Source organism: Chromobacterium rhizoryzae (genome assembly GCF_020544465.1).
In the GTDB taxonomy this organism is placed as follows: Bacteria; Pseudomonadota; Gammaproteobacteria; order Burkholderiales; family Chromobacteriaceae; genus Chromobacterium.
In genome coordinates this window covers 4,178,261-4,202,232 of sequence record NZ_CP066126.1, presented here as the reverse complement: position 1 = coordinate 4,202,232, position 23,972 = coordinate 4,178,261, and the positions used below count along the sequence as shown (strand labels likewise).

General features: G+C 59.0%; 18 protein-coding genes. 11 read left to right on the top strand and 7 right to left on the bottom strand.

Features of this window, described 5'->3' with window-relative positions:
- Positions 1 to 201: 201 nt before the first annotated feature.
- From JC616_RS19090 to JC616_RS19060, 7 genes are all read right to left on the bottom strand, one after another.
- On the bottom strand, positions 202 to 1,485 hold the full coding sequence (locus tag JC616_RS19090; RefSeq protein WP_227104825.1) for a ferredoxin reductase family protein: 1,284 nt from the start codon (positions 1,483 to 1,485) through the stop codon (positions 202 to 204).
- Positions 1,486 to 1,571: 86 nt separating this feature from the next.
- Positions 1,572 to 2,987, bottom strand: a complete 1,416-nt coding sequence (locus JC616_RS19085) for an efflux transporter outer membrane subunit (protein ID WP_227104823.1) — start codon at positions 2,985 to 2,987, stop codon at positions 1,572 to 1,574.
- Positions 2,984 to 4,084: an ABC transporter permease gene (locus JC616_RS19080; protein WP_227104821.1), complete on the bottom strand. Its 1,101-nt coding sequence runs from the start codon at positions 4,082 to 4,084 to the stop codon at positions 2,984 to 2,986. The genes JC616_RS19085 and JC616_RS19080 overlap by 4 nt, the downstream gene beginning before the upstream one ends.
- Before the next feature lie 11 nt (positions 4,085 to 4,095).
- Positions 4,096 to 5,229 carry an ABC transporter permease gene (locus tag JC616_RS19075; RefSeq protein ID WP_227104819.1) on the bottom strand — a complete coding sequence of 378 codons (1,134 nt, stop codon included), beginning with the start codon at positions 5,227 to 5,229 and terminating at the stop codon, positions 4,096 to 4,098.
- Positions 5,226 to 6,965: an ATP-binding cassette domain-containing protein gene (locus JC616_RS19070; RefSeq protein WP_227104817.1), complete on the bottom strand. Its 1,740-nt coding sequence runs from the start codon at positions 6,963 to 6,965 to the stop codon at positions 5,226 to 5,228. The genes JC616_RS19075 and JC616_RS19070 overlap by 4 nt, the downstream gene beginning before the upstream one ends.
- A gap of 1 nt (position 6,966) precedes the next feature.
- Positions 6,967 to 7,950: a secretion protein HlyD gene (hlyD, locus tag JC616_RS19065; RefSeq protein ID WP_227104815.1), complete on the bottom strand. Its 984-nt coding sequence runs from the start codon at positions 7,948 to 7,950 to the stop codon at positions 6,967 to 6,969.
- On the bottom strand, positions 7,947 to 8,582 hold the full coding sequence (locus JC616_RS19060) for a TetR/AcrR family transcriptional regulator (protein WP_227104814.1): 636 nt from the start codon (positions 8,580 to 8,582) through the stop codon (positions 7,947 to 7,949). The genes hlyD and JC616_RS19060 overlap by 4 nt, the downstream gene beginning before the upstream one ends.
- Before the next feature lie 283 nt (positions 8,583 to 8,865).
- Here JC616_RS19060 and JC616_RS19055 point away from each other — a divergent pair, with 283 nt between their 5' ends.
- The 11 genes from JC616_RS19055 to JC616_RS19005 all read left to right on the top strand — a co-directional run bounded on the left by JC616_RS19055 (position 8,866) and on the right by JC616_RS19005 (position 23,812).
- Positions 8,866 to 9,600: an S-methyl-5'-thioinosine phosphorylase gene (locus JC616_RS19055; RefSeq protein ID WP_227104813.1), complete on the top strand. Its 735-nt coding sequence runs from the start codon at positions 8,866 to 8,868 to the stop codon at positions 9,598 to 9,600.
- Positions 9,601 to 9,761: 161 nt separating this feature from the next.
- On the top strand, positions 9,762 to 10,757 hold the full coding sequence (pseB, locus tag JC616_RS19050) for a UDP-N-acetylglucosamine 4,6-dehydratase (inverting) (RefSeq protein ID WP_227104812.1): 996 nt from the start codon (positions 9,762 to 9,764) through the stop codon (positions 10,755 to 10,757).
- Complete coding sequence (gene pseC / locus JC616_RS19045; protein WP_227104811.1) at positions 10,754 to 11,917, top strand: UDP-4-amino-4,6-dideoxy-N-acetyl-beta-L-altrosamine transaminase; 1,164 nt, start codon at positions 10,754 to 10,756, stop codon at positions 11,915 to 11,917. The genes pseB and pseC overlap by 4 nt, the downstream gene beginning before the upstream one ends.
- On the top strand, positions 11,914 to 12,624 hold the full coding sequence (gene pseF, locus JC616_RS19040; RefSeq protein WP_227104810.1) for a pseudaminic acid cytidylyltransferase: 711 nt from the start codon (positions 11,914 to 11,916) through the stop codon (positions 12,622 to 12,624). Before pseC ends, pseF begins: the two co-directional genes overlap by 4 nt.
- Positions 12,621 to 13,643: a UDP-2,4-diacetamido-2,4,6-trideoxy-beta-L-altropyranose hydrolase gene (pseG, locus tag JC616_RS19035; protein ID WP_227104808.1), complete on the top strand. Its 1,023-nt coding sequence runs from the start codon at positions 12,621 to 12,623 to the stop codon at positions 13,641 to 13,643. The genes pseF and pseG overlap by 4 nt, the downstream gene beginning before the upstream one ends.
- Entirely contained in the window at positions 13,640 to 14,278 is a 639-nt protein-coding gene (locus JC616_RS19030) for a formyltransferase family protein (protein ID WP_227104806.1), read from the top strand. Before pseG ends, JC616_RS19030 begins: the two co-directional genes overlap by 4 nt.
- Positions 14,278 to 15,333 carry a pseudaminic acid synthase gene (gene pseI / locus JC616_RS19025; RefSeq protein ID WP_227104804.1) on the top strand — a complete coding sequence of 352 codons (1,056 nt, stop codon included), beginning with the start codon at positions 14,278 to 14,280 and terminating at the stop codon, positions 15,331 to 15,333. Before JC616_RS19030 ends, pseI begins: the two co-directional genes overlap by 1 nt.
- Complete coding sequence (locus JC616_RS19020) at positions 15,330 to 16,619, top strand: class I SAM-dependent methyltransferase (protein WP_227104802.1); 1,290 nt, start codon at positions 15,330 to 15,332, stop codon at positions 16,617 to 16,619. The genes pseI and JC616_RS19020 overlap by 4 nt, the downstream gene beginning before the upstream one ends.
- A complete protein-coding gene (locus tag JC616_RS19015) occupies positions 16,616 to 18,640 on the top strand; it encodes a class I SAM-dependent methyltransferase (RefSeq protein WP_227104800.1) in 2,025 nt (674 codons plus the stop codon). The genes JC616_RS19020 and JC616_RS19015 overlap by 4 nt, the downstream gene beginning before the upstream one ends.
- Before the next feature lie 231 nt (positions 18,641 to 18,871).
- Complete coding sequence (locus JC616_RS19010) at positions 18,872 to 22,720, top strand: glycosyltransferase (protein WP_227104798.1); 3,849 nt, start codon at positions 18,872 to 18,874, stop codon at positions 22,718 to 22,720.
- A 243-nt stretch (positions 22,721 to 22,963) separates the two neighbouring features.
- Entirely contained in the window at positions 22,964 to 23,812 is an 849-nt protein-coding gene (locus JC616_RS19005; RefSeq protein WP_227104797.1) for a flagellin N-terminal helical domain-containing protein, read from the top strand.
- Positions 23,813 to 23,972: the final 160 nt, after the last annotated feature.

Genomic DNA, 23,972 nt, shown 5'->3' with positions numbered 1-23,972 from the left:
GGATAGAAAAGGGCGTTGGAAAAGACCTCAGAATGCTGATGTACCATATGTAGATTCCGCTTCTTCGGTCGTTTCCGCCTTGTCTCGCTCTAGCTCGCGAGACTTTGAACAGATTCTAGATTAGCGATGCGCCAGCCGCCTTGCAGCGGCTTGCTTGAGTGTATGACGGGCGTTCCGGCAGGTCGGAACGCCCGTCTTGCGTCAGCGCATTGAGAACGCCTCGTGGTGGAAAGCCGGGGCCTGCGCGCCGCGTTGTTTCAGGCCGCGCCGCAGCGCCTCGCCCAAGCCTTGCGGGCCGCAGAACCAGACCTCGTCCACTTCCGGCAGCATGCCGGCGTTCAACTGTGCCCCGGCTTCGCTTTCGATCAGATGCAGCCGCACGCCGCGCTGACGACAGGCCTGGCGCATTTCTTCCAGCCGCGCCGCTTCGCCGCGGTTGCGCACGCAATAATAGAAATCCACGTCCAGCTGCTTCTCCTTCAGTTCCCGGCTTTGCAGCCAGGCCAGGAAGGGGGTGACGCCGATGCCGCCGGCTACCCAGGCTTGGCGCGCGCCGCCGCGCGGCTGGAAGCCGCCGTAAGGGCCTTCCACGGTGACGGCCTGGCCGAGCTTGAGTTCGGCCGGCAGGCGGCGGGTGTAATCGCCCAGCGCCTTGATGATGAAACGCAGCCGGCCGTCGCCATGGTCGGCGCTGGCGATGGTGAAGGGGTGGGCGCCTTCGGCGGCGTCGAAGCTGACCAGGGCGAATTGTCCGGCGCGGTGGCCGGGCCAGGCGTCCATCTGGCAGATCACTTCCAGTTGTCCGGCCGGCAGCGTTTCGATGCCGCACACCCGGCCGGCGTATTGTTGTCGCTTGCCGATGCGGCCGGCCAGCGAGTAGAGCGCGCAGCCGGAGCCGATCAGCATCAGCGCGGCCAGCAGCCAGCCCACCGGCTGCGCCCACATCTCGGCCGGCATCAGGATCAGGCCGTGGAAGGCACCCATCAGGTAGAGCGGGGCGAACAGCTTGTGCAGCTTGCGCCAGAAGCGATAGGGCACGGCGCGCAGCAGCGCCAGGATCACCATGGCCAGCACCGCCCAGGCCGCCCATTCGCCCACGTCCTTGGCCAGCGAGACCAGCGGGTCTTTGCCGCCGCCGCCGCTTCTGACGCGGGGAGCGACCCAGTCCAGCGCCAGCATCAGCTTGGGCGACAGCTTGATCAGCCAGTGAGCCGCCAGCAGCAGACCGGCGGCGATGCCCAGCTGCTTGTGCAGCGCGTAGAGGCGGTCCAGGCCGCCCAGCAGCGATTCCAGCCGGCGCGGGCGCGCGGCCAGCAGTATGGCGGCGCTCATGACGGCCATCAATTGCACGCCGCTGAGCAGCACCAGTTCGTGTCGCCATTGCCAGTAGTTGGCCGGCAGGCCGTTTTGCCACAGGCTGGCGGCGGCGTACAAGGCGCCGCTGGCGAGCAGCAGCAGGCTGAGCAGGGGGAGTCTACGGTTCATCGCCATGTCCTTTCTTGCGATAGGGGATTAAGGCGATTGGAACACCGCAAACTTAAGCGCAGCTTAAACGCGGCGCGGGGGCCGGTTTAGCGTGGCGGCTTGCCGGCCTGGGTGTCGCCGCCCAGCGCCTTGTACAGCGCGATCAGGTCGGCGGACAGCGTTTGCCGCGCGGCCAGCCGCTGTTCGCGCAGCGCGGCAAGCTGCAACTGCGCTTCCAGCACGTGGCTTTGCGCGGCCTCGCCGACGGCGACGCGCTGGCGGGCGTAGCCAAGCTGGCGTTGCAGCGCGGCTTCTCCCTCGGCCAGCCGCGTGTCCTGGACGCGGCCGGCCTGGCTGCGCAGCAGCGCGGTTTCCACATCGGCCAGCGCTTGCAGCACCGCCTTGCGGTATTGCGCCAGCGCGGCGTCGTAGCCGGCCTCGCGCGCCCGGACCTGGGCTTGCAGCCGGCCGCCGGCGAACAGCGGCAGGCTCAGTTGCGGCCCCAAACTCCAGTAGCGGCTGGCCTGGGAGGCGAAGTCGCCGGGGCGGACGCTGTCCCAGCCGCCGCTGGCCAGCAGGCTGAAGCGCGGGTATTGCTCGGCCGCGGCCACGCCGATGTCGGCGCTGGCGGCCGCCAACTGCCGTTCCGCGGAGCGCAGGTCCGGCCGGCGCAGCAGCAGTTCCGACGGCAGGCCGGCGGCGGGCGCGGCGGGCAGCCGCGGGGCCGGCGCGGCGGCGTCCAGCAGCGTGCGCAGCTGTTCCGTCGGCAGCGCGGTCAGCGGGCCCAGCGCGGCGAGCGCGGCCTGGCGGGCGGCGAGCAGCGGTTGCAACTGCGCGTCGGCGCGCAGCCTTTCGGTTTCCGCCTGATCCAGTTCGCCGGCGCCGGCGAGGCCGGCCTGGACTTGCAGCCGGCTCAGCCGCGCCAGTTCCGCGCGCCAGCGGGCTTGGGCGGCGGCGTTGTCGGCGCGCAAGCCCCAGTAGCGGTAGTCCAGCGCCAGCCGCGCGGTTTCGGCGGCCACGCGCAAGGCGGCGTCGGCGGCTTGTTCCCGGCTGGCGTCCAGCCGGGCGCGGCCGGCTTCCACGCTGCGGGCGGTATGGCCGAACAGATCGATTTCCCAACTGGCGTCGAAGCCGGCGCGGTAGTCGGTAAATAGGGTCTGCGGGTTGGCGAAGGGGATATTGGCCAGCGCTTCGCCGCGGCGGCTTAGTTGGTCGCGGCTGACGCGGCCGCCGGCGTTGAGTTGAGGCCATTGCGCGCCGGTGTTGATCTCCAGCGCGGCGCGCGCCTGGCGGATGTTGGCGTCGGCGCTGGCCAGGTCCGGGCTATGGCGCAGCGCGGCGCCGACCAGGCGGTTCAGCGCCGGGTCCTGGAAGGCCTGCCACCAGCCTGCGGCTTCCGGCTCGGTTTCCGCGCTGGCGGCGGGCAGCAGTTGCGCCGGCGTTGGCGGCCGGTAGTCGGGGCCGACGGCGCAGCCGGCGAGCAGGGCTAGCAAGACGCAGATGGCGAGGCGAGATGGATTCATTGTCCGCTCCGGTGACGGAAGATCAGGTAGGCCAGGCCAAGGGTGGCGGCGGCGATGAGCAGCAGCGGCCACAAATGTGGCCAGGCCTCGGCCGCGCCGTAGCCTTTGAGAAACAGGCCCTTGATCACGATGATGAAATGGCTGAGCGGGTCCGCGGCGCTGAGCGCGCGCAGCGGCCAGGGCATGTTTTCCACCGGCGCCATATAACCGGACAGAATCACCGCCGGGGCCATGAAGCCGAACACGCCGAGAAAGGCCTGCTGCTGGTTGGCGCACAGCGCCGAGATCAGCAGGCCGCAGCCGGACAGGGCCAGGCCGTAACACAGCATGGAAAGATAGAGCAGCGCGACGCCGCCGCCGAAGGGTACTTGGTAGATCCATACCGCGGCGGCGGAAATGACGCTGCCTTGCAGCGCGGCCACCAGCATGCCGGGCACGGCCTTGCCGGCCATGATGTAGCCTGGCGTCAGCGGGGTGACCAGCAATTGGTCGAACGTGCCTTCCTCGCGTTCGCGCGCCAATGACAGCGCGGTGACCATCAGACAGCCTATGGTGGTGATGATGGCCACCAGGCTGGGCAGCACGAACCAGCGGTATTCCAGATTGGGGTTGTACAGATGGCGAACCAGCAATTGGGCCGGCGGCGGCGCGGGGCTGAGTTCGCGTGCGTACTGGGCGACGATTTGCTGGGCGTAGCCGAAGGCGATTTGCGCGCTATTGGAGCGGCGGCCGTCGATGACGGCTTGCAGCGGCGGCGCGCTGCCTTGAGCCAGCCGCCGGGAGAAATCCGGCGGAATGCGGATGGCCAGCAGCGCTTGTTGGCGGTCTATGGCGTCGCGCAATTGGGCTTCGCTGCGGATATTGAGCAGCTGCGGAAAAGCCTGGGCCGAGGCCAGGCGCTGGGACAGTTCGATGGAGGCGGCGCCGCCGTCCTGGTTGTAGATGGCCAGGGTGCTGTTCTTGACTTCCAGCGTGGCGGCGAAGGGGAACAGCAGCAGTTGCAACAGCACCGGCATGATCAGCAGCCGGCGGCTTTGCGGGTTGGACAGCAGGGCCCGCAATTCTTTGTGGATCAGGGTTAGCAGTGAGTGCCACATCAGAACCCTTTCTAACCGTCCAGCCGACGGCGGAATTTAAGCGCGGTCAGCCCCAGCCAGAAGGCCGCGGACAGCAGCAGCCAGACGGTGTTGAGCAACAACACCGGCCAGATGTCGCCGGCCTGGAACAGGGTTTGCAGCGCGTTGACGAAATAGCGCGCCGGCACCAGATAGGTGGCGGCCTGCACCGGCGGCGGCATGCTGTTGATCTCGAATACGAAGCCGGACAGCATGGTGGCCGGCAGGAAGGCGGCGGTGAGCGCGCCCTGGGCGGCGACGAACTGGTTGCGGGTGATGGTTGAGAGCAGCAGGCCCAGGCCGAGGGCGCTGCCCAGGAAGAGGCTGCTGACGATGAACAATAGCCACCAGGAGCCGCGCAGCGGCACGTCCATCAACAGGGTGGCCGCCAGCACGCAGACCAGCATCGCGGCCATGCCCAGCAGGTAATAGGGCAGGATTTTGGACAGCAGCAGTTCGGCGCGGGTCACCGGGGTGGACAGCAGCGCCTCCATGGTGCCGCGCTCCCATTCGCGCGCCACCACCAGAGAGGTGAGCAGCGCGCCGATGATGGTCATGATCACCGAGATGGAGCCGGGCACCAGATAGTTGCGGCTGACGGTGTCGGGATTGAACCAGTAGCGCGGCTCCAGCCGCAGCGGGGCCGGCGGCGGCTGGCCGCGATCCTGCGCGCGCTGGGTCTGCCAGATCTGCCAGGCGCCTTGCAGATAGCTGGCCAGGAAGTTGGCGGTATTGGGCTCGGCGCCGTCGGTGAGCAGCTGCGCCGCGGCCGCGCCGCGCCCCTGGAGGGTTTTGGCGGAGAAGTCGGCGGGAATCACCACCATGCCGCGCACTTCGCCGGCGGCCAGCCGCGCGCGCATCTCGGCGCGGTCATGTCCGGGATGGACTTCCAGATAGGGCGAGCCCGCCAACGCGTCGGCGAAGCGGCGGGCTTCGACGCCGCTGTCTTCCAGCACCACGCCGATGCGCACCTTGTTGGCGTCCAGATTGATGCCGTAGCCGAAGATGAACAGCAGCACCATCGGCAGCACGAAGGCGATCAGGATGCTGCTGGGGTCGCGCACGATCTGCATGGCTTCCTTGCGGCACAAGGCCAGCAGGCGCGCGGGTTTGACGGCGGCGCTCATGCGGGGGCTCCGGCGCGGTCGTCGGCCGTCACCAGGCGGATGAAGGCTTCCTCCATGGTGATGTCTTCATCGACGCCGGCGGCCTGGCGCTTGAGCTGGTCCGGCGTGCCGCTGGCGATCAAGCGGCCGCGGTAGACCAGGCCGATGCGGTCGCAGTATTCGGCCTCGTCCATGAAATGGGTAGTGACCATCACGGTGACGCCCTTGTCCACCAGGCCGTTGATATGGGTCCAGAATTCGCGGCGGGTGATGGGGTCGACGCCGGAGGTGGGTTCGTCCAGAAACAGCAGCGGCGGCCGGTGCATCAGCGCGCAGGCCAGCGCCAGCCGCTGTTTGAAGCCCAGGGGCAGCGCGCCGGCGAGCATGTCCAGATAGGGCGCGAGCGCGAACACGCGGACCATTTCGGCGACGGTGTCGCGTTGCGTCTGGCCGCTCAGGCCGTAGATGCCGGAGAAGAAGTCCAGATTGTGGGCGACGCTGAGATTGCCGTAGAGCGCGAATTTCTGCGCCATATAGCCCAGCTGCCGGCGCGCGCGGCTGGCGCTGCGTTTCAGGTCTATGCCCATCACGCTGGCCTGGCCGGCGCTGGGCCGCAGCAGGCCGCACAGCATTTTGAAGGTGGTGGACTTGCCGGCGCCGTTGGGGCCGAGCAGGCCGTAGATCTCGCCACGCCGCACCTGGAAGTCGATATTGTCGGCGGCGACGAAATCGCCGAAACGGCGCGTGAGCTGTTCGGCGCGGATCACTGCGTCCGGGTCCACGCCGGCCGGCAGTTGCGCCGGCGGCATCTGCTCGGCCAGGCCCGAGTCGCCGCCGGGGCCGCCGCCCAGCAGTTCGATGAAGGCGTCCTCCAGCCGCGGCGGAACCACGATGAAACAGGCGTCCGGCCCGGCCTGCAAGGCGCTCAGCTCAGGCGGCCGGCCGGCCTGGCGCAGCACCAGGCGCAGCGCCTGGCCCTGGATCACCCCGTCCAGCACTTGCGGCTGACGCAGCGCGCGCCGCAGTATCTGACGAGGGTTGCCGGCGATGCCGCGCAGCTGCACGCTGCGGCCCTCCATGCGTCGGATCAGCTCGCCGGGCGCGCCGGCGTAGCTCAGCTGGCCGGCGTTGATCAGCAGCACTTCGTCGCAGCGTTCGGCCTCGTCCAGATAGGAGGTGCTCCACAGCACGGTCATGCCGTCGGCGGCCAGTTCGCCCACCATCTTCCACAGTTCGCGCCGGGAAATCGGGTCGACGCCGACGCTGGGCTCGTCCAGCAGCAAGACCCTCGGCTCGCCCAGCAGCGCGCAGGCCAGGCCCAGCTTCTGCTTCATGCCGCCGGACAGCTTGCCGGCCGGCCGCGCGGTGAAGCGGGCCAGGTCGGTGAAGGCCAGCAGGCGTTCGAAGCTGCGTTGGCGGGGCTCGCCGGCGACGCCGCGCAGATCGGCGTACAGCTCCAGGTTTTCCTGCACCGTCAGGTCTTCGTACAGGCCGAATTGCTGCGGCATATAGCCGATCAGCGCGCGCAGCGCGTCGCCGTCGGCGATGGGATCCAGCCCTTCAACGCGGACGGCGCCGTCGCTGGCTTGCAGCAGGCCGGCAAGCAGCCGCAGCAAGGTGGTTTTGCCGGCGCCGTCCGGCCCGGCCAGGCCGGTGATCGCGCCGCGGCGTATCGTCGCGTCTATGCCGGCCAGCGCCTCGTGCGCGTCGAAGCGCTGGCGCAGCCCGCGCAGGACGATGGCGTTTTGCGCATCCATCTCAGCGGCCGTCCGCCAGCGTCACCGTCACCGGCATGCCCTGGCGCAGCGCGGCGTCCGGGTTTTGCACCACCACGCGCAGCCGGTAGACCAGGGCGGTGCGCAGGTCCTGGGTTTCCACGTTCTTGGGAGTGAATTCGGCGCTGGGGGAGACGAAGCCGACCACGCCGTCGTAAGGCTGGGCGCGGCCGTCGCTGCGGACCTTGACCTTGGTTCCGGGGGCCACCTTGCCCAGCTCGGGCTCGGCGACGTAGGCGCGCACCCACACCGGCCGGGTCAGCGACAGGGTGAACACCGGGCCGCCGGCGCTCAGCATGCCGCCGGGTTCGACCGCGCGGGTGAGGATGACGCCGTCGGCCGGGGCCAGCAGCCGGGTGTCGGCCAGTTGCAGCTGGGCCTGAGCCTGTTGCGCCGCCGCGCGTTCGGCATTGGCGTCGGCCTCGGCGATTTCCTCCTTGCGGTAGCCGCGCTTGAGCGCCTGCCATTGCTGGCGCGCCGCCTCGGCCTGCGCCGCCGCCTGGTCGCGCTGCGCGCGGGCCTCGTCCAGCGCGCGTTGGGCGGAGGCGCCGGTGTCGGCCAGTTGGCGCTGGCGCTGGTAGGTCTGCTCGGCGTTGAGCCGCGCGGCGCGACGCGCGTCCAGATTGGCCTGCGCCTGTTCGATGTCCTCGCTGCGCGGGCCGGCGCGGTACAGTGCCCTGCGCGCTTGGGCGGCGGCCAGGCCGGCGTCGGCGTCGCGCAAGGCGTTCTGATAAGGCCGCGCGTCCAGTTCGCCCAGCAGCTCGCCGGCGCGTACGCTGGCGCCTTCGTCCACGTTCAGGCTCCGCAAGCGGCCGGCCACCCGGAAGGACAGACTGACTTCGCGGATGTCGACGTTGCCGGACAAGCTCAGGCGTTCTTGGGCGAGCTGCCGTTGCCGCCAGGCGTAGCCGCCTCCGGCGATCAGGGCGACGACGATGAGGCCGATGAGCAGAGGGGAACGCTTCATGGCTGTGGCTCCAATGGGCGCAAACCGCGCAGCGCCCATTGCAGGCGTTGCTCGATATGGCGCGGATCGATGGCGTAGGTGTTGAAAGCTTGCTGGATCAGGCCGGGCAGCAGCGGCTTGCCGGCGATGATGTGCTGGGCCAGCGCCGGCAGGCCCAGCGCCGCCATCAGGAACAGCGCTTGGTGCAGCGGATCGCCGCGTTCCAGTTCGCCGGCCTGTTGCGCGTCGGCAATGCTTTGCAGCAGCAGCTTGGGATGGCGGGGCGCCAGCGTGGACAGAAAACCCTGCGCGGCGGTTTCGCCGGCGGCCGCGTCCAGCAGCATGTGGGCGATCAGCTCGCCGTGCTCGGCGACGAAGGCCAGCAGCTGACGCAGCAGGGTCTGCAGCCGCGGCAAGGCCGACGCTTGCTGCTGCAACTGCGATTGCATGTGCCGGAACAGCGGCGCGTACCAGTTTTCCAGCAGTTCGGCCAAGTAGCGGTCGCGGCTGCCGAAGTGGTAGACGAAGCTGCCCGGATTGACCCCGGCGCGCTGGCACAGGCCGCGCACGGTGAGCGCGCGCAGGCCGGCCTCCTTGGCCATGGCCAGTCCGCAGTCCAGCAATTGCTGTCGAGTCGCGTTGTTCGGTTTCATACCTCTATTCTTATACGAACGTATAAGTCCATGCAAGCTGAATTTGTACGTCTGTATAAATCATCGGGAATTCCAGCCGGCTCGCCAAGTGCTTGTTTTCAAAAGCGGCCGTCGCCAGCCCTGCGGCCGCGGGCAAATTCACCGCGCGGCGGCATGTGCCGGCGGAAAATAATCGGCCATAATTGGAGCGTCGGCGCTTCGCCGCAAGCAAGAATCCCACAGCCGCCCAGCTCAGGCCGCGGCAAAAACAGCGATTCGTCGCGCCATTACAAGGGGACACATCATGTTGGCCATCATCGGCGGCAGCGGCCTGGCCCAGCTGCCCGTATTGGAAGTCACCCACCGTCAAGTTGTGCGCACCCCGTACGGCGATCCCTCCTGCGCGCTGACCTTCGGCCTATTGAACGGGCAGAACGTGGTGTTCATCGCGCGCCACGGCTACGGCCATTCGCTGGCGCCGCATGAAATCAATTACCGCGCCAATATCTGGGCGCTGCACGATCAAGGCGTCAAAGGCGTGATCGCCATCGGCACCGTGGGCGGCATCCGCCCCGACATGCCGCCGGGCCGCCTGGTGGTGCCGGACAACATCATCGACTACAGCTGGGGCCGCAAGCACACTTTCTTCGAGGGGCTGGACCGCCCGGTGGTGCACGCCGAATTCTCCTCGCCTTACGACGAGGCGTTGCGAGAGCGCCTGATCCGCGCGATGGCGGACAGCGGCCACAGCGGCGTGGTGGGCGGCGTTTACGCCTGCACTCAGGGGCCGCGTTTGGAAAGCGCCGCGGAAATATTGAAGTTGGAGCGGGATGGTGCCGATATAGTCGGCATGACCGGCATGCCGGAGGCGGCCTTGGCGCGGGAGATGAATCTGCCTTATGCGCATCTGTGCCTGGTCAGCAACTGGGCGGCCGGCAAGGGTGGCGCGGCGACGGTGGAGTTCGACGCCACCACCGGGGCGATGGGGGTGGAGGTGGTGATGTCGGTGCTGGCTGAGCTATTGTCAAGCAAACAGTAGGGTTGTTGGATTGGTGTGCTTGTGTCGTATTAAGGCATGGTACTGGAAGGTGGGCTTGCGGATTATCGGCAAGCGTTGCTTTGGCGGACAAGGATCGGAAGCCTGGCGCTGATGGCGGACGGTTGCTCCGTCTTTTTCAAAGAAATAAAGGCATATTGGCGATGTTTGACAACAAGTCCATCTTAATTACTGGCGGAACGGGATCCTTCGGCCGTAAATTCATTACCACGCTATTGGAGCGGTTCAAACCGGCGCGAGTGGTGGTGTTTTCTCGCGATGAGTTGAAACAGTTTGAGATGCAACAGGAGTTTTCCGATCCTTGCATGCGTTTTTTCCTCGGCGATGTACGAGATGGCGAGCGCTTGAAGCAGGCGATGCGCGGCATTGATCTAGTGGTGCATGCCGCCGCTCTCAAGCAAGTGCCTGCCGCCGAGTACAATCCTACCGAGTGCATTCGCACCAATGTGAATGGCGCGGAAAACGTGATCAATGCCGCTATCGAGTGCGGGGTAGAGAAGGTGATTGCGCTGTCTACCGATAAAGCGGCTAGTCCAATCAATCTGTATGGGGCAACCAAGCTGTTGTCGGATAAGTTGTTTGTGGCCGCGAATAATATTGTTGGCGGCCACAAGACCCGTTTCGCGGTAGTGCGCTATGGCAACGTCGTCGGCTCGCGGGGCTCTGTGGTGCCGTTCTTTCGAAAATTGATCGCGAGCGGGGCTGATAGCCTGCCCATTACCGATGTGCGGATGACCCGCTTCTGGATCACCCTGCAACAAGGGGTGGACTTTGTGCTCAGCAACTTTGAGCGGATGCAGGGCGGGGAGCTTTTTGTGCCCAAGATTCCTTCCGTGAGCATTGTGGACTTGGCGACAGCAATGGCCCCCCAGTTACTGCAACACCAGATTGGCATCAGGCCAGGGGAAAAGCTGCATGAACTGATGATTTCCGCTGATGACAGCCTACATACCTACGAGTTTGACGATCATTATGTGATCGCTCCTTCGATTCGCTTCACAGTTCACCATGGTTATGATTCCAATCAGTTGAGCGAGGCAGGGACATTAGTGTCGGAGGGATTTCAATATTCTTCCGAGAGTAATCCCTGGTTTCTGAGCATTCCCGAGCTAGAAATTTTGGATCAGGCAACGCCATGAGCATGATTCCATATGGTCGGCAACAACTCGATGAGGACGACATTGAGGCCGTTGTGGAGGTATTGCGTTCGGATTGGCTGACACAGGGGCCTGTGGTGCCGGCTTTTGAGCAGGCTCTGGCTCTGCGTTGTCAGGCTACGCATGCCGTGGCGGTTAGTAGTGCGACCGCTGCTTTGCATATTGCTTGTGTTGCGGCAGGTTTGGGGCCGGGAGACTGGCTGTGGACGAGTCCTAACACCTTTGTCGCTTCGGCTAATTGCGGGCGCTATTGTGGGGCAGAGGTTGATTTTGTCGATATCGATATTGCCAGTGGAAATATGGATATGGGCAAGCTGGCAAGCAAACTGCAACAGAGCGAGCAGTTAGGGCGCTTACCCAAGGTAGTCGTGCCAGTGGCGTTTGCCGGTCGCAGCTGTGATATGGCTGCCCTTAAGTCCCTATCGCGGCGCTATGGTTTTGTTGTGATCGAAGATGCTTCCCATGCGATTGGTGCCGAGTTTGCTGGTCAACCTGTTGGTTGCGGGAGTCATGCTGATATGACGGTTTTCAGCTTCCACCCGGTCAAAGTGATTACGACGGGGGAAGGCGGTGCGGTATTGTGCAATGATTCCGCTTTATATGAGCGTCTGGGCGAATTGCGTAGTCATGGAATTACCCGTGATGAGTGCCGCATGGAGGGCAATTCAGACGGCGCTTGGTACTATCAAATGACTGGACTGGGGTTCAACTACCGAATGACGGATATACAGGCGGCGATTGGACTATCTCAGCTGAGTAAATTGGACGGTTTTTTGATAGAGCGCCGCATGCTGGTCCGACGCTATGCGGAGCTGTTGGCACAGCAGCCCTTGAGTTTGCCTTGTCTAGAGCCTATCGATGAATCTGCCTGGCATCTGTTTGTAGTGAGACTGAGCTTAGAGCATGTTGCTAGCAGTCGAGCCCAGGTGTTTGAGCGTATGCGGGCTGATGGCATCGGGGTCAATGTTCATTACATACCGGTACATATACAGCCCTACTACCGTCGTCTTGGTTTCCAGTCCGGAGATTTTCCTATGGCGGAAAGACATTATCGCGAGGCACTGACCCTGCCCTTGTTTCCTGGTTTAACAGAGCGCCAGCAGAACGACGTTGTTGCCAGTTTGAAGAAGGCAATTCAATGAGCCGCAGCGTAGCTGTCATCCCGGCTCGTGGAGGAAGCAAGCGGATCCCAGGCAAGAATATCAAGCAATTTCACGGCTTGCCTTTGATTGCGTATTCGATTCGCACAGCGCAGGCGTGTGGTCTGTTTTCCCGCATTATTGTAAGCACTGATGATGATCAAATTGCTCAAGTGGCGAGGCAGTATGGTGCAGACGTGCCGTTTGTGCGTCCGCAGGAACTCTCGGATGACTATACGACGACTGTGGCTGTGATCCGTCATGCAGTGGCATTTTTGCAAGAACAGGGTGAGGTTTTTGATTATGCCTGCTGCTTGTACGCGACGGCTCCTTTGATGCAAGCATCTTACTTGCGTAGTGGCTTGAATTTGCTTGAAATGGATGCAGGCAAGCACTATGCCGTGTCGGTGACCTCATTCGGGTTTCCTGTGCAGAGAGCGTTAAAAATTTCATCCGAGGGCAACTTGGTACCGATGTATCCACAATATCGGGATACTCGATCGCAAGATCTTGAAGAGTCTTTTCAAGATGCTGGGCAATTTTATTGGGGACGGCGTCAGGCTTGGCTGGAGTGTGAGCCATTTTTTTCGGAGCGTTCGTTGGCAGTCCGTCTTCCACGTCATCTTGTTCAAGATATTGATACTGAAGAGGATTGGCGGCGGGCTGAGTGGATGTATGCGGTATTACAAGCGGAAGGGGAGCCGACGTGAAGGTGCTGTTCCGGGCCGATGCTTCAGTTGAGATAGGCAGCGGTCATGTTATGCGTTGTCTGACTCTGGCTGATTTGTTGAGACGGAATGGGGCTGAGGTCTGCTTTGTGTGCAAGGACCTGCCCGGAGCCGCCAGAGAGTTGCTGACGGATTCCGACATGTCTATTTTTTGGTTGCCGGAACAACTACCAGAGGGAGAGGCCGCTGATCTACGCGCATTGCGCTCAGTATTGCCGCAGAGCACCGTTTTTGATTGGGTGGTGGTAGATCACTATGGTTTGGGGAAGGAGTGGGAGGCTGATGCGAGGTGTTTTGCTAAACGTGTCTTGGCGATAGACGATCTTACAAATCGTTGCCATGACGCAGATCTATTGTTGAACCAGAACCTGTTTGCGGACACAGCCGCCTATCAATCATTGGTGCCTGAAGAGACGGTCTTATTGCTTGGTCCCCGTTTTGCCATGTTGCGTGATGAGTTTTCTACTACTTGCGTTAGAGAACATCCATCAAGAGCAAGCAGGGTTCTGCTGAATTTTGGCGGTTCTGATCCAACAGGAGAAACTGTCAAGAGCATGTTAGCGTTGCAGCGTTTGGCGTTTACGGAGGTGACCGTGATTGCGGGGGCCGCAAATCCGAAATTCGAGGATATCGCATACATGGCGTCACCGCAGTGGCGCGTTTATCGTCATACAAACGATATGGCCAAGTGGATGTGCTGGGCGGATGTGGCGATTGGCGCGACTGGAAGTAGCGCTTGGGAGCGCTGCGCACTGGGTTTGCCGACGGTAGGGTTTGCCGTGGCGGAGAATCAACTGCTAATAGGCGAGACGCTAGCAAAGGCTGGGGCTATAGAGTATTTGGGACCATCTACATCAGTAACGGTTGATGGCTTGGCTCAAGCTCTGGATTCTTGTTGCAATAATGTCATCTTGCGACGAACCATGTCCATGCTTGGACAAGAACTGGTGGATGGCCGCGGCGCAGGCCGCGTAGCCTTGGCAATGGAAGAAATGGTATGAGCAAAGTCGATATCTTGTGCACAGACCCAGAACACCCGGTTTGGCCATGGTTGAGGCAATGGAAAATTGAGCATCAACAATGTTTCGTAAGCCTGCTGACTGATTGCAATCAGGCTGGCGGGGGGGACTTTCTCTTTTTAGTATCTTGCCAGCAATTGATTTCCAAGTCATGTCGCGAGCGCTACCGTTACACCTTGGTGCTGCATGCCAGTGATTTACCCAAAGGAAGGGGGATGTCTCCCCATATTTGGCAGGTGCTTGAAGGTCGACAGCGTATTCTTGTTAGCTTATTGAACGCCGAGGATGGCATAGATACTGGAGCCATTTGGCAGCAACGTGCGTTTGATCTAGAGGGGCATGAGCTTAGCACGGAAATCAATGCCAAATTATTTGACTGCGAGTTGCGCTTGATGGATTGGGCGGTACACCATTGTGACGGTGCGGAACCTCAAGAGCAGCGAGGCGAGCCCAGTCTGTATCCGAGACGGGGACCTGAGGATAGCCGCCTGGACCCTGGGCAGTCTCTGCAGGAGCAGTTTAATCTATTGCGAGTGGTTGATAATCAGCGCTATCCGGCTTTTTTTGAATGGGCAGGGCACCGCTATAAGCTGACAATTGAAAAGGACGATGTCTAATGGGAAAAGGCGTTCATATCGGTGGTAGGCTGATTTCCAGAGAGGCTCCGCCTTTCATTATTGCTGAGATGTCTGGTAATCATAACCAGTCGTTAGATCGGGCTATGGCCATTGTTGCCGCCGCCGCCAGCAGTGGTGCTCATGCATTGAAATTACAAACGTATACACCGGACACCATGACGCTCGACCTAGATGAGGGTGAGTTTCATATTTCCGATCCGGACAGTTTGTGGAGTGGCTCCTCGCTTTATAAACTGTATCAGCAAGCCTATACGCCATGGGAGTGGCACCAGCCTATTTTTAACTATGCCAAGTCACTGGGTATGCTGGTGTTTTCGACGCCTTTTGACGAAACGGCGGTAGACTTTCTGGAAACTCTCGAGGTTCCCGCTTATAAGATTGCGAGTTTTGAAAATACGGATTTGCCCTTGATTCGTAAAGTGGCGGCAACCGGTAAACCTATGATTATTTCGACCGGAATGGCCTCAGTGGCCGAACTCGATGAAACTGTGAGGGAAGCAAGAGCGGCAGGTTGCCAGCAATTAGTCTTACTGAAGTGTACCAGTTCATACCCTGCTCCCCCTATGCACAGTGATCTGCGTACCATCCCGCATTTACGCGATTTGTTCGGTTGCGAGGTCGGTTTGTCCGACCACACCATGGGGATTGGCGCTGGAATTGCCGCGGTCGCTCTCGGCGCCTCCGTGATTGAAAAGCACTTCACTTTGCGACGGGCAGATGGCGGGGTGGACTCTGCTTTTTCCCTAGAACCTGAGGAGTTGGCTCAGTTGGTGATTGAAAGTGAGCGCGCTTGGCTGGCGTTGGGAGATATCAGGTACGGTAGTAGCCCGATTGAAAGCAAATCACAGATTTTTCGCCGATCCCTCTATGTTGCTCAGGATATTGCGGAGGGTGAGCTCTTCAGCGCGGAGAACATCAGAGTTATTCGGCCGGGGTTTGGCTTAGCTCCGAAATTTTTTGACATCGTCATTGGTATGCCAGCCACGAAAGCCCTGAAACGGGGCATGCCGCTCACATGGGAAGCGTTGAAATGAGTAAACAAGCCGCGACTACGGTTGCGAGTTACGAAGACGACAGTCTAATCAACTGGAAAACCCAGGCGTGGCAGGATGCCGGCATGGTTAGCTGGTACTCCGGGAGGATGGTGGAAAACACCAGCACTAACTATCTGAAGAATGCTTTGGAGGTAGGCACCATTAAGCGGCATGTCCGGGGCAAGGAGATACTCGATATCGGTATCGGTACCGGACGGGCCAGTTTGCCTTTGATAGAGCAAGGTTTTCACGTAACGGGTATTGATAGCTCCCAAGCCATGTTGAACGAAACGCGTCGCTTGGCCGGCAATATGCCCATTACATTGCAACTGGGTGACATCACTAAGTTGCCGTTTGATGAAAAGAGCTTTGATAGTGCGATCGCCTTGAACGTGATGGTGCATTTTCCCAACTGGCGGGAAGCTTTGCTGGAGTGGAAGCGAGTTGTGAGGCCGGGAGGGCGCATCGTGTTCGATATTCACTCGCGAGACCATTTCGAGGCGGCCTACGGCGCGGATACCAATCAGTGGCCAGCTGTTATGCGTGAGGCGGAAGACCCCTCTAATTTTGGTCGCTACATGTCCAGGATCCGAGTCGATGAGCTGGTGGCGTTTGCCGATCAAGAGGGCTTCGCCATCATGGATGCGGTTCCGCATGGCGCGTTTCTCGGTGGGGGGAATATCAATGCCTTCCTGTACGAGCCGCTGGAAAAGACCAAGCGATGGACACGGGTGTTGTCATGGTTTGCTCGAGACCCGCATCTGTTGGAGTTGGGCTTGTTCCTTGAGGAACTCTTGGTGGCGCGGTTGACGCCGAAGGTCGCAGGGCGAATGTTTGTGGTCTTGGAGAACCGTGCGGACGAGGCTGGCAATAAGGCCTGGGCCGAAGAACAGAGGCAAAAAGACGCCGCGTTGGGGCAACAGTCGTTTCGGGCGTTGATGCCGTGGATGCTATTGCCCAGCGAGGACCTTTCCCAGGAGTTGGACCGTCTGCTGCAGCCCTTGCGCGCGCGGCATTTCTTCTACTGCCTGTTGAAAACCTTGGTGCAACGTAGCCCTGCTTATGACTTTGCCGGGCTGCTTTCCGAAGAGCGTGTCCAACAATTTTCCGCCTGGCTGGCGGCGGAAGGCCTGGATCAGCGGGTGATGGGTCTGGTCAAGGGGTGGTCCGCCGGCAGTCGGGAGAAGTTCAGGCATGGCGTTGATCTTACCTTAGGCGCGGATTACCACTTGGTGGATACCTTATTGGCAAAACACTATGGCATTTTTGGCGGGAACCAAGGATGAAACCAAAAGCAATTATAAGCCTGCTGTGGGATAACCAGCTGGGCGCCTTGCGCCAGTTCCTGGCGATGTTTGATCCCATGGTCATTGTGACGACATCAGCGGGCATGACGCCGGCGCTGTTAAACCTTGCGGCGGAGTGCGGCTGCGCGGTAGTGGGCTTGGAAAGTCTGTTGCCTGACGGATATAACGCTGTTGGAGAAGCCAGTCCGTCCCTAGCGGCGTTGAACGAGCATTTGGCCGTCCTTAACTGGGGTGAAGAGTTCGCCGACGAGGAAAATACCGCGTCATTGGTTGAGGTGATCAAAGAGCGTTTGAGCTTTGAATTGCCAATGTCGGTGCAATTGCTGGATGGTTTGGCTGCGGCGGCTGAGGAGTTCGACGTGTCGCTGTTCGTCACTAGCGAAGACGTCACGCGTTTGGGAAAAGTCGCCACGGCCTGGGCGAGGGCGAATGGTGTTCCAAGCTTGCATCTTTCCCATGGCATTGCCTTGGCCGATCCTTACACCGTTCATGCCGAATTGATTGCGGATAAGATGGCTGTTTACGGGGAGCGCGGCAAGGAAGGCTTCTTGGATTTGGGCATTGAGCCGGAACGTCTGGAGTTAACGGGCAACCCCGCATGGGACTGCTATGCGCAACTTAGAGTCCAAAAGGCGGCGTATCGTCAAGCTTTAATCGAAAAGTATGAGATGGATCCCAATTTGCCGATCGTGGTTTTCGGTACAACTTGGGCAGCCAATCTTAGCGCGCATTGCAATGAGCATGCTTATGCGGACACGATGCTGGCGTTTTTGAGCGCTTGCGAAGCTTTGTCGCAGCATGGTTGCAAGATCAACGCGGTGATCAAGGATAGGCCAGCCAACCAGGCGATAGGCGAGCATTGTTGCTCCGAATTATTGGCGGCCTTGGGGTCCGATGGCCGTCAGTATTATTACGTGATGGAGGATACTCCCGCCTTTGCCGCTGCCGCGGATGTATTGGTAGCGGTTGATTCCAATTATTTGGTGGAGGGCATGATGGCGGATACCCCCGTCGTCAACTTGATGAATAGCTCGGGTATGCTGATGGGGCCTTGCTTTGAGGCTGAGACCGGGATCAAGGAAGTGGAGGCCCACGAGTTGGCTGCATGCATTCTGCAGCTGTTGGAGGATAAGGAAGAGCGCAATGCCCAGTTGCATCAGGCTCGTCAGCGACTGGTTTATTACCATCATGGCGGAGCGGATGGTTTGGCGGCATCGCGAGTGGCCCAGTTGATGGCAGATATGGCGCAAGGCTTGCGGGTGCGCCCGCAACGGCTGGTGTGGCAGCAATACCTGGATAACGAACATACGGATTTGACCGCTGGCTACCATACAACGGGGCGCAAGGATTTAATCAGCTTGTTCAGCAACCAGCCTCACCTGGCGCTGGACATTGGGTGCGCGGGGGGCGGTAATGGCGCTTTGATTAAGCAGCGTTTTCCATCTTGCCAGGTATGGGGGATTGAAATGAACCATGCCGCTGCGGAGATGGCCAGCCGTCAACTGGATAAAGTTCTGTTGGGAAAATTTGAGGACTTCGACCTAGAGGCGGAAGGCATGGCGTTGGGCAGCCTGGATGCCGTGGTGCTGGCTGATGTGCTTGAGCATATGTACAACCCATGGGATGTAATGGTGAAAATCCACCGTTATCTATCTTCGCAAGGGCAAGTGCTGCTCAGCGTGCCGAATGTGCGTAACCTCGCATTGATGGATGATTTGGCCAAAGGAAATTGGACTTATGCCAAAGAAGGATTGTTGGATATCACGCATATTCGCTTCTTTACCCTTCGAGAGCTGCTTAAATTTTGTCAGGAAACCGGCTACAAAGTCGTAAATAAGATGAATGCGCTTGATGGCCGGCTGCAGGATATTTTCAATCGAGCCCAAGGCTCATTGCCGTGCAATATCGAAACTGAGCGCATGGTGATTAAAAATGTCACCCATGAGGAAATGTTGGAAATGTGCTCGTTACAGTTTTATCTTCTGCTGGAAAAGGCATAGGATCGACTGCTTGTTGAGCGAGAAGCGGCCTCAGAGGGGTCGCTTCTTGTTTGTTAACGGTGTGCTTGCGCCACCCTGAATGATGCAGCGGTGTCGGCAAGCTTTTGTGTGTGGTTGTATCGGACTGTGCTGAAGTAGTCATGCCAAGGATAATGGCGGTGATCAAAACCGTTGCAATGATGGTTTGACTATGTTCGGCTTGGCGTCTTCTCTGCAGGCGGACCTCATCTCATGGAAAAAAGAAATCCCCGTATCGGCATCTTGTCTAGAGATCACTTTGATCATGCTTGTTTCAAGCTTAGATTGGGTGATCCTCTGTCTTTGCTCGCAGGCGTGGTTGATACTTATTTTTATAAAAACCTAGAGGCTCATCGCCTGGTGGGCGATTATGGGTTCGATTCAGATGCCCATTTTGTTGAGTCCATGGACGCATTTATTGTACAGCGATGGTTTATAGATAAGTGCTATATGGATTTGATGAAAATTATTATCGAATCCAAGAAACCCATTGTCTTTGATATTGATGATTGGTTGCTGGGTTTGCCAAGCAGTAACCCGATGTATGATGATTTCTTTAAATCCACTGAGCATATAAAGTGGATATTGCCATATTGTTCTGTTGTGACTGTCAGTACGCCAGAGTTGGCTAAAAAATTTGTTGCTTATAATCAGAATGTCGTAGTAATTCCAAACTCCTTGAGCCAGTTTCGTTTTGTAGAGCCAAGAGAGCGGGATGATCAGGTTGTTATTGGGTTTGCCGGTACCAGCACTCATGGTCGAGATTTGGACTTGATTTCTGGTGCTCTGTTACGGGTTTATCATGAGTATGCGGACGCGGTAAAGTTCGTGTTTTGGGGAAATGTTCCCAAGACCATGATTGGCTTGAAAGGGGTGAAGCAAGGCCCCAAAGGTGTGATGTATCACGACTATTTTTCTTATCTTGCTGATTTGAAAATAGATATTGGACTGGCTCCATTGGAGGAAGACGGGTTCAATCTGTGTAAGTCGGATATCAAGTGGATTGATTACGCGGTAGTGGGGGCCGCCAGTATCGTGTCGGACCTCCCTCCTTATGCCGAGCCCAAGGAAAAGGGGCTGGCGCTGGCTGTTGAAAACAATGAGGACGCTTGGTTCAATGCCATCGTTTCCTTGGTTGAAGACCACGCGGCAAGAAAGTCGCTGGCTTCCAGGGCACGCAATTACATCTTGCAGCAACGCACGTTGGAAGGGACGATAAGCCAGCATATCGCAGTCTGGAATAGTGTTTTGCCGAAGGCTGTCCAAATCCGCAGTCCCAGCAAAATCGGCAGGCCCATCTTGCAATCGTCATGTCCGGAAGATGCGATTGAGGAGCAGCGTTACAAGATTTGGAAGAACAATCACCAATTGCGGGAAGTTCACGCAGAACAGTTTGCCGAGAGAATGGTGAAAGCATGGTCGGTACGGCCGACGTTCAATCTGGTAACCGTGGTACCCGCGGCTGAAAAACGACGCTTGGTAGAGTCGTTGGCGGCAATGGAGAAGCAGCTGTATCCGAATTGGCGTTTACTGGTCTTGGCGGATTGGGAGATGCCGGATCCCGTGTTTCAGAATAGCCCGCAGCTGGGGTGGGTGAGGCTGCCTACGCTGGACGATCCTGAGCGCTTGACCCAAGTTTTTAACGATATCGTTGCAGACTGCTATGCGGATTGGGCCATGCTGTTGCCGGCGGGCTTCCGCTTGGAATCGCGCGCGCTGGTTAGATTGGCCGAGGCGGCCCATGCTCACCCTGAATGGATGGCTATTTATTGCGATAGCGATGTCGTTTCCCCTATGGGGGAATATTTTTTGCCCTCGTTCAAACCGGATTTCTCCCCGGAGTATTTGCGCTCCATGGACTATATCGGGGCGGGAGTTGCGATTTCGACTAGAGCCCTAGTGGCATTGAATGGCTTGCAGCCGTACCCGGGGGCTTATGTTTATGAATGCCTGTTGCGCTTGTTCGAGTTGAAGGGAAGGGATGCGATAGGGCATGTGGATGACGTGCTGCTTTCCCTTCCATATGACAAAAGTGATATTGGCCCTTTGGCGACGGCGGCGCGGAAGGTGGCTCTGGAGAACCATGCCATCAGACTGGGGCTAGCCGCCGATGTGGGCGACGGTTATGTGCCGGGCACCCATCATTTTGATATCAAAGTGCAGGGGAGTCCCTTGGTTTCCATCATTATCCCTACCCGGGATAAATTGGAGTTTTTAGAACCATGCCTCGAAAGCCTGTTCGAGAAAACCCGGTATCAGTCGTTTGAAGTCATTATTGTTGACAACCGTTCGGAGCAGCCTGAGACCCGCGAGTTTTATGAGGATATGGCTGGGAGATTCCCTGGGCGGATCAAGGTAGCCGAATACGATGCTCCTTTTAATTTCTCCGCGCAGTGCAATTTAGGCGTTAGTGTAGCGGCCGGTGAGTTCGTTTTGTTGTTGAACAACGATACGGAAGTCATTTTGGAGTCCTGGCTTGAGCGTTTGCTGGCGGTGGGGCAGCAATCTGGGGTAGGGGCTGTCGGCGCCCGCTTGTTGTACCCCGAAGTGGGGCAGATTCAGCATGCGGGAATTATTCTTGGCTTGCCGGGTGGAATGAGGTCTGTCGCCGATCATGTATTTGAGCCGATGGATATCTCCGAGTCCGGATATCAGAATCGGATTCTGACCGGGCAGAACTATTCCGCTGTGACGGGTGCTTGCCTTTTGGTGAGTAAAGAAATTTACCTGCAAGTAAGCGGTTTGGACGAAGACAAATTTAAAGTCTGCTTCAACGATGTAGACTTTTGCCTGAAGGTTCAAGCTGCGGGCTATCGTAATGTGTACAACCCTTTTGTGGTGTTGTATCACCATCATGCCAAAAGTATTGGACGAACCACGTCAGACCCTCGCGTCGCGTTGCAGGCGGCGGTGAGGGAGCGCGATGAAATGGATGCGATGCTGAGGCAATGGCTGCCGTTGATGCGACGTGATCCATTTTTTAACCGCCACTTGTCTCTGCGTGGAAGAAAGATGGAAGTGGAGTGGCAGCGTTGCGTTGCCTGGGATCCTGAGTTGCCGGGACGTAAACGTGTTCTGGGGATGCCGGTTCCGGGGGGAAGCGGCGAGTATCGGCTGAGCCAGCCGCTGTCCATTCTACAAGAGCAGGGACGGCTTGACGGGGAGATTCACCAGCCGACTCAGGGCGCGTTGTCGGTTGTTGAAATGGCGCGGCATGCGCCGGACACCCTGCTCTTGCATACCGGCATCAATGACGGAATCTATGACGCGCTGACAGCTTATCGCGAGTTCATTCCGCAAATGCGAGTGGTGTTCGGGATTGACGACTTGGTGGGCGGCACGCCGGTGAAGAGTAATCTATACGACCACTGGAAACGCCTGTATCCAGATGCGAAGCAGAGGCTTCGTAGAGTGCTGAAGTTGAGTGATGCTCTTGTTGTGTCGACAGAACCGTTGGCCGCATTCACTCAAGGAATGGTGGACGAAATCGTCGTAGTGCCCAACAGGCTGCGGAAAAGTGTTTGGGGGCAACTGAGGCCACAAAGACGGGTTGGTGCGAAGCCTCGAGTTGGTTGGGTTGGTGCCTCTCAACATCGGGGAGATTTGGAACTGTTGTTTGAGGTCATCAAGCAAACTGCAGCGGAGGTGGACTGGGTCTTCATGGGTATGTGTCTGCCGCAGTTCCGTCCTTATGTAGCTGAGGTGCATCATTCCGTGCCATTTGATCAATATCCTGAGGCGATTGCCAAGTTGAATCTGGATTTGGCGGTGGCGCCGTTGGAGCTTAACGCTTTCAACGAGGCCAAGAGCAATCTGCGCTTGCTGGAGTATGGCGCTTTGGGGTGGCCGGTAGTCTGCACCGATATTTATCCTTATCAGACCAATGCGGCGCCAGTGTGCCGAGTGCCCAATGTAGCGGAGGCCTGGATTGAGGCGATAAGAAGCAAGGTGTATGACCGAGATGCCAGTGAGCGGGAGGGCGAGCAGCTACGTGACTGGGTTGAGAGGCACTACTGGCTGGAGGATCACCATGAAGACTGGTTCCATGTGCTGCATGGTTGAGCGTTGAGTCAAGAGTCTGGTAGAGAATCGCCCTGCGGCGCAAGCCGCGGGGCAGTTTGTTTTTCACTTTGCCGCGCAGTTTGGGTGTTCGCCATCGGGCGAGGGAAGGAGGCATCCGTTTTGGTGGTTGTTTGGTAAAAATACCATTTTGGTCAAGTTTATTAACCTTTAGACGATCTAGTAAGCATGCTGCGCAAATCACGGCGTTCCGCTTGACGCAGTCTTGATCTCTAGGGGAATCACATGGCTATTACCGTAAACACCAATATTGCGTCGCTGAACGCGCAGCGCAACCTCGGCAGTTCCAACAACTCCCTGCAAGTGTCCTTGCAGCGTCTGTCTTCCGGTCTGCGCGTTAACAGCGCTAAGGACGATGCGGCTGGTCTGGCAATTTCGCAAACACTGACTTCGGCGATTCGAGGCAATAACCAGGCGATCAAGAATGCCAACGATGGTATCTCTGTTGGCCAGACCGCTGAAGGCGCCTTGGGCCAGCTTGCCAACAATATGCAGCGTATCCGTGAAATCGCGGTACAAGCATCCAACGGTTCGGTCAGCAATACCAACCGTTCGCAGCTGCAAAGCGAAGTGGATCAGCTGACTCAGGAAATCTCGCGAATTGTGCAGACCACCCAGTTCAACGGCACCAGCCTGTTGTCCGGCGGTTCGGTACTGACTTTCCAGGTGGGTTCGTCCGGCGCAGCCACCAACCAAGTGTCGATTTCGTCCACCGACTTGACCTCGGCCGGCACGCTGAACACTTATAGCTCCAGTTTGAGCAATACTGGCACGATTAGTGTGACCACCCAAGGGGGCGCCTCCGCCGCCTTGTCTTCGCTGGATGCGGATATTGCCCAGATTTCGAACATCCGCTCGACTTTCGGCGCGGTGCAGAACCGCTTTGATGCGGTGGTTTCCAACCTGCAGAACTATACTGAGAACCTGACTGCGGCCAACAGCCGCATCATCGACGTAGACTTTGCCGCGGAAACCGCCAACCTGACTAAGAACCAGATTCTGCAACAGGCCGGCACTTCGATTCTGAAGAACGCCAACTCGCTGCCGCAATCGGCGCTGACTCTGCTGCAGTAAGTTGAGGGTGCAAGAGCAGGGCGTCTGTTTGGCCAGGACGCCCTGCTTCGTTGGGTTTCGGGCCTGATACGGAAAACGGTAGAGAGTGGTTTTACGGTAAAATTCACATTGCAGCTATAAAGTTTATTGTGCCTCTGACGATATGGTGAGTAAGCAAGTC